Genomic DNA, 5319 nt, shown 5'->3' with positions numbered 1-5319 from the left:
ACTCGATGCCATCGACTGGAAGCCGAAGTCGGAAATCGTCGTCAACGATGAATTCACGCTCGGCAGCGTGCTGTCCGTGCACACCGCGCGCGATGCGATGACGCGCGGCGGCAACGTGCTGCTGATGGACGCCGACGTGCTCTACGACGAACGCATCGTCGAGCCGCTGGTGGCGGGCGGCAGCGTCAATCGTCTGTTGATCGACCGCGACTTCGAAGCGGGCGACGAGCCCGTGAAACTTTGTGTCGAAAACGGCGTGCCGGTCGAATTGCGCAAGCAGGTCGCGGCGGGCCTGAAGTACGACACCATCGGCGAATCGGTGGGCTTTTTCCGCTTCGATCACGCGACGGCCACGCGCCTCGCGGACATCTGCGCGGATTACGTCGCGACCGGCCGCGCGAAGATGCCGCACGAAGAAGCGGTGCGCGATCTGTTGCTGGAGAAATCCGCCGTGTTCGATATCGCCGATGTCACCGGCGCACCGTGGATCGAAATCGATTTTCAAAACGACGTGAAGCGCGCGGCGGACGAAGTATTGCCGTCGCTCAACGCGCTGAGTCAGTTTGCAGGAGCATCACAACAATGAACGCACCTACTACCATTCCCGTCGGCTATTCGCGCACGCTGCGCCTGCGCGAGATGCTGCAAAGCAATCGCCTCGAATTCCTGATGGAAGCGCATAACGGCATCTCGGCGCGCATCGCGCGGGAAGCGGGCTTCAAGGCAATTTGGGGCTCGGGCCTGTCGATATCCGCGCAGTTCGGCGTGCGCGACAACAACGAAGCGAGCTGGACGCAGGTCGTCGATAACCTCGAATTCATGGCCGATGCCAGCGATCTGCCGATCCTGCTCGACGGCGACACCGGCTACGGCAACTTCAACAACGTGCGTCGTCTGGTGAAGAAGCTGGAGCAGCGCGGCATCGCGGGCGTGTGTATCGAGGACAAGCAGTTTCCGAAGACCAACAGCTTCATCAACGGCGAAGCGCAGCCGCTCGCCGATATGGACGAGTTCTGCGGCAAGATCAAGGCGGGCAAGGATTCGCAGAGCGATCCGAACTTTTCGATCGTCGCGCGTGTGGAAGCGCTGATCGCCGGCTGGGGCATGGAAGAAACGCTGAAGCGTGCCGAAGCGTATCGGCAAGCCGGCGCGGATGCGATCCTGATTCACTCGAAGCTCTCGAAGCCCGACGAAATCCTCACCTTCGCGCGTGAGTGGGCGGGGCGCGGTCCGCTCGTCATCGTGCCGACGAAGTACTACAGCACGCCGACCGACGTGTTCCGTCAGGCGGGCATCTCCTGCGTGATCTGGGCGAACCATCTGATTCGCGGTTCCGTGTCGGCGATGCAGGCCATCGCAAAGGAAATCCACGACAGCGACACGCTCGTCAACGTGGAAGACCGCATCGCGTCGGTGAACGAGATTTTCCGTTTGCAGGACGCTGACGAATATTCCGCCGCCGAGAACATCTATCTGAGCGCGGCGAACGAGAAGCGCAGCGCGGTCGTGCTCGCCGCGAGCCGTGGCGCGGGACTGGAAGCCGTCACCGCCGATCGTCCTAAGGTCATGCTGCCGGTCGCGGGCAAGCCGTTGCTGCGTCATCTGGTCGAGGCGTTCAAGAAGGAAAGCATCAACGACATTACGGTCGTCGGCGGCTATCGCGCCGATGCGATCGAGAAGGGCGGCATTCGCCTGGTCGTCAACGAGCAGCACGAAACGACCGGCGAACTCGCCTCGCTCGCGTGCGCCGTGAAGCATATGAACGGCGATACCGTGATTTCCTACGGCGATCTGCTGTTCCGCAGCTATATCCTGCGCGATCTGGTGGACACGGAAAGCGACTTCACCGTCGTGATCGATTCGTCGCAAACGCCGCAAGCGGGCGACAACGCAACTGACTTCGCTTATTGCTCGACCGCCGACGACCGCGCGCTGTTCGGCCAGAAAGTGTGGCTCGAAAGCATGGTCGGCGCGGGCCAGAGCCTGAAGGAAGGCCGCGCGCCGCAAGGCCGCTGGATCGGTTTGCTCAACGTGCGCGCGAGTGCGCGTCAGCGTCTGCTGACGACGCTCGAAACGCTGCAGGCGTGCGCCGACTTCGACAAACTCGACATGGCCGCGCTGCTGAACGCCTTGCTCGCGGCCGATCAGAAAATCGAAGTGCAATACGTGCACGGCCACTGGCGCGGCGTGAACGACCTCGACGATTTCCGTCGCGCGGGCGATTTCGCGCACGGTCAAACGCCGATCGGTCAGGAGAACACGCGTGATTGAGGCCGCTCAGTTCGTCGAGGCCGCGCGCGAGCGAGGCTTCGACTGGTACGCGGGCGTGCCGTGCTCGTTTCTGACGCCGTTCATCAATTACGTGCTGCAGGACGAATCGCTGCATTACGTGTCGGCGGCGAACGAAGGCGATGCGGTCGCGTTGATCGCGGGCGTGGCGCTCGGCGGCGCGGGATTCGGTGGCGCGTTGGGTGCGCAACCCCGTCGCGGCATCGCGATGATGCAGAACTCCGGGCTCGGCAACGCCGTGAGCCCGCTGACGTCGCTGACGTGGACGTTCCGTCTGCCGCAATTGCTGATCGTCACATGGCGCGGGCAACCCGGCGTACACGACGAACCGCAGCACGCGCTGATGGGTCCGATCACGCCGCAAATGCTGGAAACGATGGAAATTCCGTGGGAGCTGTTCCCGACGGAAGCCGATCAGATCGGCCCGGCGCTCGATCGCGCGACGGAGTACATGGACAGCACCGGCCGTCCGTATGCGCTCGTGATGCAGAAGGGCAGCGTCGCGCCGTACGAGTTGAAGAAGACCGGTTTGTCGGGCGTCCGGACCGGCGTGACGGCGGCGCGGGTTGAGCGTTTCGAAGGCGATCGCGTGTCGCGTCACGATGCGCTCGCCCGAGTCATCGCGAATACGCCGAAGGATTCGACGGTCGTTTTGGCATCGACGGGATTTTGCGGCCGCGAGTTGTACGCGATCGACGATCGCGAGAACCAGTTGTATCTCGTCGGCTCGATGGGCTGCGTCACGCCGATGGCGCTCGGTCTCGCGCTGTCGCGTCCGGACTTGCGCGTGATCGCGCTCGATGGCGACGGCGCCGCGCTCATGCGCATGGGCGCATTCTCGACGCTCGGCGCGTATGGTCCGTCGAACCTCGTCCATCTGCTGCTCGACAACGGCGTGCACGAATCGACCGGCGGTCAGGCGACGGTCTCGCGCGAAGTGGATTTCGCGGCGATCGCATCGGCATGCGGCTATGCGCTCGCGCTCGATGGCGACGATATCGGCGTGATCGATCGTCTCTTCGAAGCGAAGGACGTGGACGGCGCACGCTTCGCGCGTCTGTCGATCAAGACGGGCACGCCGAGCGACTTGCCGCGTCCGAAGATCGCGCCGGAAGACGTTCGCGCGCGCTTGCAACACCATATTGGAGGCCGTTGATGCTGCTGCTCAATCCGGGTCCGGTCACGCTCAGCGAGCGCGTCCGCAAGAGTCTGTTGCAAACCGATCTGTGTCATCGCGAGTCGGAGTTTTTCGATCTGCAGGATGAGGCGCGCACGCGGCTCGTCGCGGCCTACGAACTCGATCCGTCGAAGTGGAGCGCCGTGCTGATGACGGGTTCGGGCACGGCCGCCGTCGAAAGCATGATCGCGGGTCTCGTGCCGGACGGCGGGCGTCTGCTCGTCGTGGAGAACGGCGTGTATGGCGACCGTATCGCGCAGATCGCGGCGCAATACGGCATCGAGCATAAAGTCATCAAGTACGAGTGGATGCAGGCGCCGGACACCGACGCGATCCTCGCGCGGCTCGATGCCGGCAAGTTCACGAATGTCGCGATCATCCATCACGAAACGACGACGGGCCGTCTGAACGATATCGCCGCGCTGTCGCGTGCGTGCGCGTCGCGCGGCATCGGCTTGCTCGTCGATGCGGTCAGCAGCTTCGGCGCGGAAGCGATCGATTTCGCCGATGGCGGCATCGTCGCGATCGCGGCGACGGCGAACAAGTGTCTGCACGGCGTGCCGGGCGCGGCGTTCGTGATCGCGCGCCGCGATGCGCTGGCGAAGGCCGCGAGCCGCACGTATTACCTCGGCATCGCGCGGCTGGCGAAGTTGCAGGATCAGCGCAATACGCCGTTCACGCCGTCCGTTCACGCGTATTACGCGCTGGTCGAGGCGCTGCGCGAATTCGAGGAAGAAGGCGGCTGGCGCGCGCGGCATCACCGCTATGCGGCGCTGGCGGAGCAGGTGCGGGCGGGATTGGCGTCGCTCGGCATCGAGAGCGCGTTGGATCCGGCGCAATCGTCGGTGGTGTTGCGTGCGTATCGCCTGCCTGCGGGCGTCACGTATGAAACGCTTCACGATGCGCTGAAGGCCAAGGGCTTCGTGATTTACGCGGGGCAGGGCGGTTTGTCGAAGGAACTGTTCCGTATTTCGACGATGGGCGCGGTGGACAAGGACGCGATGGATCGGTTGATTGCTTCCGTTGCGGAATTGCTGCGGTAAATCGCTACTGCTTGCAAAAAATCGCCGTAATGAAAGGCGCGACGTGGTGCACATCCGCGTCGCTGCCTGCCTCGCGCACCTTCTGCGTCACCTCGTCATCCCCGCCCCAGACGACCGCGCCATACGCCGAATCGGCGATCGGCTCGCCCTTGCCGCGCTGGAACAGCGGATCGTCCTTCTGATACGCCACGACCGCGTAGACCTTGAACCCGTACGCCGTCAGCGACACACCGTTCGCCGGACGAAACGCATTCACGGAATTCGCCTCGACGCGCATCGGCTTCGCCTGAATCAGATTGTTCGCCAGGAGCGGCGCGATGAAATCGTGTCCGCTGGATTTGCAATCGAGTTGCGCTTCGATCGGCTGCGCGTGGACGGCCGTGCCGAGCGCGAGCAACACCGGCAGCGAAACAATACGAATGATTCGGGCAACGATATTCATGACGACGCGTTTTTCGAGACAGCTGGCACTTTAACGAGGATGCGGGAAAAGTGCTCAAACCGTCGAGCGAAAGGGCGCGCGCCGCGTGCCCGAACCAACAAAAAAGCGCCCTCCGCGAGAAGGGCGCTTCGCTAATTAGTCGGATCTGCAAAATTCAATTTGCCGGAATGGACCCGATGACGGTGCAGTCTTGTGCAGAATTAGTCGGGCCTGCAAAATTGAATTTGCCGGAATGGACCCAACGACGCAGTCTGGTGCAGACGTAAACGCACATCTCAGCCAGGTCTGCAGCGCACGAGTAGAGGTTGAGGCATGATGTTGAGCTGAAAACGTGCCCACGCGAGCAGCAAAAAGAATATAGGGCCAAG

At 63.0% G+C, this 5319-nt stretch carries 5 protein-coding genes; 4 read left to right on the top strand and 1 reads right to left on the bottom strand.

Annotation, left to right across the window (positions count from 1 at the left end):
- From BVER_RS27500 to BVER_RS27485, 4 genes are all read left to right on the top strand, one after another.
- Positions 1 to 586 (top strand): glycosyltransferase family protein (locus tag BVER_RS27500; protein ID WP_050455953.1); only part of this gene is annotated, 586 nt, incomplete at its 5' end.
- The gene (gene aepX, locus BVER_RS27495; RefSeq protein ID WP_050455952.1) at positions 583 to 2271 is read left to right on the top strand and encodes a phosphoenolpyruvate mutase; all 1689 of its coding nucleotides are present in this window, start codon (positions 583 to 585) and stop codon (positions 2269 to 2271) included. The genes BVER_RS27500 and aepX, both read left to right, overlap by 4 nt.
- Positions 2264 to 3445, top strand: coding sequence for a phosphonopyruvate decarboxylase (gene aepY / locus BVER_RS27490; protein ID WP_050455951.1), 1182 nt, complete (start codon positions 2264 to 2266; stop codon positions 3443 to 3445). The genes aepX and aepY overlap by 8 nt, the downstream gene beginning before the upstream one ends.
- The gene (locus tag BVER_RS27485) at positions 3445 to 4509 is read left to right on the top strand and encodes a 2-aminoethylphosphonate aminotransferase (protein WP_050455950.1); all 1065 of its coding nucleotides are present in this window, start codon (positions 3445 to 3447) and stop codon (positions 4507 to 4509) included. Before aepY ends, BVER_RS27485 begins: the two co-directional genes overlap by 1 nt.
- A gap of 4 nt (positions 4510 to 4513) precedes the next feature.
- Here BVER_RS27485 and BVER_RS27480 read toward each other — a convergent pair whose 3' ends face one another.
- The gene (locus tag BVER_RS27480; RefSeq protein ID WP_050455949.1) at positions 4514 to 4951 is read right to left on the bottom strand and encodes a hypothetical protein; all 438 of its coding nucleotides are present in this window, start codon (positions 4949 to 4951) and stop codon (positions 4514 to 4516) included.
- Positions 4952 to 5319 lie beyond the last annotated feature (368 nt).

This window comes from Candidatus Burkholderia verschuerenii (genome assembly GCF_001189365.1).
Taxonomy (GTDB): Bacteria; Pseudomonadota; Gammaproteobacteria; order Burkholderiales; family Burkholderiaceae; genus Caballeronia; species Caballeronia verschuerenii.
Note: the sequence above shows the minus strand (reverse complement) of the source record. Positions and strands in the feature narration are given on the sequence as shown.

Coding starts and splice junctions, on each gene's coding strand:
- aepX (WP_050455952.1), top strand. CDS start 583: ATGAACGCACCTACTACCATTCCCGTCGGCTATTCGCGCACGCTGCGC.
- BVER_RS27485 (WP_050455950.1), top strand. CDS start 3,445: ATGCTGCTGCTCAATCCGGGTCCGGTCACGCTCAGCGAGCGCGTCCGC.
- BVER_RS27480 (WP_050455949.1), bottom strand. CDS start 4,951: ATGAATATCGTTGCCCGAATCATTCGTATTGTTTCGCTGCCGGTGTTG.